This window comes from Nitrosomonas ureae, assembly GCF_900108305.1.
Lineage (GTDB): Bacteria > Pseudomonadota > Gammaproteobacteria > Burkholderiales > Nitrosomonadaceae > Nitrosomonas > Nitrosomonas ureae_B.
The window spans coordinates 1-3,533 of record NZ_FNUX01000058.1; the positions used below are offsets into that span (position 1 = coordinate 1).

The window sequence follows — 3,533 nt, forward strand, 5'->3', positions numbered from 1 at the left end:
CAACCAACCAAAGTTATTCTCCACATTGAATGGAAATATCAGATTCAATTTCTCAACAACAATTGTTGGGTACTTTTTTCAGGGATGACTAATTAGGTCGGTTAAATATCCCAAGGTATATTTTTTGTTCCAATAAACGTCTGCAGTGCCGCAATACTCGGCAAATAATATTGTTTTAAACGATCACGACTTTCATCGGAAATTTCATCATATCCCTCTCTTGCTTGGTTAATTTTCTTATATAATTTAACCATAAGCTGTTTTAACTCAGGTCGTTGCCGTAAAAAATGTTCGGACTTGGCGTTAAAGTGGACCGCGATCTTGTGCAACCATTTCAACTTGCTTTCGTAAGTAACATTAATTCTTCTAAAATCATATCCATTGAAATAGTCTGGAGAAATTTCCAGGAACTGACACAGCTCGTACATGAATCCGTCAATATCCTGACTCATATTCTCAAAAAACATAATCTTGATTTGATTTTCTGGAAATAGTTGATAATAGTATTTCAAATAATCAGCGTATCGACCAAAACTGATGATCTTTAAATACCATTCTTTAATACCCAGTTCAGCGGGTGTTCTTTGATCAGAATCATACGCAATGCACTTATCAATATATTCCTCAAAGCTTAAATCAGAATCCAGATTCAGCTTTCCGACATGAAAATTAAATGAAGAGTATATTCGATCAATGGGATTTCTTAATATGAACAGTAGCTTGGTTTCCGGCACCAATGTATGAATGCGAGCTGCCACTTCTGCACCACTACCCAGATATCCCGGTGAAGCTTCCATTACGATTCGAGTCTCAGGAGAACAACGCTCAAAGTAATTTGAGTAATTAACAATATCTTTCTCGCGATTACCGGTAAATGAATTACGAAAAAAATCTGTTTCCTTAACAGTTGAACCACAAACCGATGGATGAGTGCTTAGATACGTAAATATCGAGGTTGTGCCGGCCTTCTCCGTACCAGCGATAATGAAGTTAGCCAGATTAACACTAGATATTTCTTTCATAAATTTAGAATCAACATTATTTTTCGAGTATATTCTGAATCAAGTCGAATTTAGCTTCGCTTTTTTTACTTCACACCATCAAGCAAGACCGCTTCTTGCAGATTCTTCTGGCCCTTTAAACGCCGCCATAGCATTCGAATAATAAATACCGGATTACCCACGATATATCGCACAAACATTCTCCTTGGCTCCATCGCATACCGGAATAACCATTCCAGACCAAAGCGACGCATCCAATGCGGCGCACGTGGCATAGTTCCTGAATAAAAATCAAATAAGGCCCCCACACCCAGTAATACAGGCACACGAAGTTTGTTTACATGGCGCGCAATCCATAGTTCCTGCATGGGAACCCCCATCGCTACAAACAGAATTTCCGCTCCGCTACGATTGATAGCAGCGATAATATCGTTTTCAGCATCCTGCTTAAAATAGCCATCATGAACCCATGCAATATCTAATTCAGGAAATTGAACTTTCATATTTTCAGCGCATCGTTCTGCGATTCCTGGGCGAGCACCCAATAAAGCCAGCTTGACACCAGCTGCCGCGGCATCATGACAGACCAGCGGAAATAAATCGGTACCATTGACATTGTCTTTTAGAGAAAAACCAGCTAATCCCGCAGCTAAGCGCATACCACTGCCATCGGCAAATAGCATTGCTTTATCTTGTAGTACTGAAAGGTAATCAATATTTACCGCAGCAATATTTATGCAATGTGCATTGACGAAATATATTTTACGCTGCACGCCTGATTTAGCATCATTGACAATATTTGCGCTGGCATCAGTTAACGTCGTATCTTCTATTTTCAGTCCGAACAAGGAAATTTGATGCATGCTCTGTTTCATTCCTAATGATTGGTTGAGTATTTGATAGCTGATATTTTAACGATGCATAGAATTCAGAATCGCATCATAAACACGTGCCACACCTTTGGCCATACTGTAATCAGAAAAGCTTGCCACTTGCAATTGGTAAGCAGCTTCTCGCATGGCACGCCAGTCATATTTATTATCGACTAAATCAGCTATGGCAGTAGCCAGTTTCTTTACATCACCAGCTGGCACTATCAAACCGGTTTTACCATGCTCTAATACTTCAGGAATACCTTCTACATCAGATGCTACTACCGGAACTCCTGTTGCCATTGCTTCCAGAATTACCATCGGCATACCTTCTCCAAAGAGACTCGGCAAAACAAGAATATCCATTTTAGTGAATTCGGCATTGACATCTTGAGCGAATCCAATCCAGTCGATCATGTCCCCTACCCCGAGTCTATCCGCCATCTCTTTAATAGTTCTTTCGTATTCCATAGTCTCAAATGGGCCTACTGCACGCAATCTTACCGAACGGCCCGCCTGACGTAGATTTGCCAATGCCTGTATCAAAACTTCCGTACCTTTGCGCGGCCGAAACAATGCCACACTCCCAATCACCCATTCTGGCCCAGGTATATCTCGTACAGGTAACATAGCCGGCGTAACTACTCCATTGGCAACCATTGTAATTCGTTTCTCTGACCAGCCCTGTTTCTTCAAATAAAACTCCAGACTTCTCGATACTGGAATTAATTGCGCTACGCCCACTAAACTTAATCGCTCTATAAGTGAATTCATTCGATTACGCCACACGCTTTCTGTATCTCGTATCGTCGGGCTATGTACATGATGCACTAATGGTACGCCGGATAACCACGCCACTATGCGTCCCACTAATACAGCGCGGGGAGTGTGTGTATGCAACAAGGAGTAATTATCTCGCTTTACAATTCTTGCAATCTCCAATGCCGGCGCCAGATCAAATTTCGATTTCATAAATGTATCAAAGATTGGCACAGTAGAATTCCGGCAAGCAGAAAATTTTCCTGGCTTTATGCAACAAAAACCTATCTCATAACCATAATCCGGTAGTCGTATTGCCAATACATCCTGCACTCGCTCAGCACCAGAGAAAAATTCTCCGTTGATAACATGCATGATCTTTATATTTTCGTGGTTTTTAGACATATCCGATACAAGTTTAGGAAGATTAGGAAAAAGAATCAAAAGTGTCTTTATGGCTCATACAAATCGCTCAATTGACCTACCATGATGCGAACATAAATAATGATACCAATTAATTGTTATGAACTTTTCGAAGTAAAATGCAGAAATATCCGGGCACGGTGACGCAATCCTCGGTTAAGTAGCGCCATATCTGATTGGTTTAATGGCTTTACCAGCATTAAACCAGGTATATAAGCTACTAAAACAAATGTCAGCGTCCACCACACTCCTAATTTGTCTTCAATTGCCCAGCCGGCAGCGGCCAGAAATATGGCAATGCTAAGGCCACGTATAGTTCCCAACCAATCTAATTGGATACGGCCAGCTTGATAATTCAACCAAAGCAAAGTCAAACTATTCATGAGCTATGATCATTTCTGGTGTATGTAAGGAGAAGAGAGCGGTGTAATCTGTTGATAAAGATCTGCCCAGATCGATTATCAAAATAAGGAGAACA

The 3,533-nt window shown here is 40.8% G+C and carries 4 protein-coding genes; all 4 read right to left on the bottom strand.

Translation table 11 applies throughout. The annotated features are described in order from the left end of the window. Positions 1-101: 101 nt before the first annotated feature. Positions 102-1,022: a sulfotransferase domain-containing protein gene (locus tag C4S39_RS14890; protein WP_103967713.1), complete on the bottom strand. Its 921-nt coding sequence runs from the start codon at positions 1,020-1,022 to the stop codon at positions 102-104. A gap of 65 nt (positions 1,023-1,087) precedes the next feature. Continuing rightward, positions 1,088-1,864 (bottom strand): WecB/TagA/CpsF family glycosyltransferase, encoded by a 777-nt coding sequence (locus C4S39_RS14895; protein WP_258039474.1) that lies wholly within the window; start codon positions 1,862-1,864, stop codon positions 1,088-1,090. Between the two features lie 48 nt (positions 1,865-1,912). Further along, on the bottom strand, positions 1,913-3,007 hold the full coding sequence (locus tag C4S39_RS14900; protein WP_103967715.1) for a glycosyltransferase: 1,095 nt from the start codon (positions 3,005-3,007) through the stop codon (positions 1,913-1,915). A 146-nt stretch (positions 3,008-3,153) separates the two neighbouring features. Beyond that, positions 3,154-3,438 carry a hypothetical protein gene (locus C4S39_RS14905; RefSeq protein ID WP_103967716.1) on the bottom strand — a complete coding sequence of 95 codons (285 nt, stop codon included), beginning with the start codon at positions 3,436-3,438 and terminating at the stop codon, positions 3,154-3,156. Positions 3,439-3,533: the final 95 nt, after the last annotated feature.

What these genes read in the sequence shown, in the direction of transcription:
- C4S39_RS14905 (WP_103967716.1), bottom strand. Translation starts at nt 3,438, where the DNA reads ATGAATAGTTTGACTTTGCTTTGGTTGAATTATCAAGCTGGCCGTATC.
- C4S39_RS14900 (WP_103967715.1), bottom strand. Translation starts at nt 3,007, where the DNA reads ATGCATGTTATCAACGGAGAATTTTTCTCTGGTGCTGAGCGAGTGCAG.
- C4S39_RS14890 (WP_103967713.1), bottom strand. Translation starts at nt 1,022, where the DNA reads ATGAAAGAAATATCTAGTGTTAATCTGGCTAACTTCATTATCGCTGGT.
- C4S39_RS14895 (WP_258039474.1), bottom strand. Translation starts at nt 1,864, where the DNA reads ATGCATCAAATTTCCTTGTTCGGACTGAAAATAGAAGATACGACGTTA.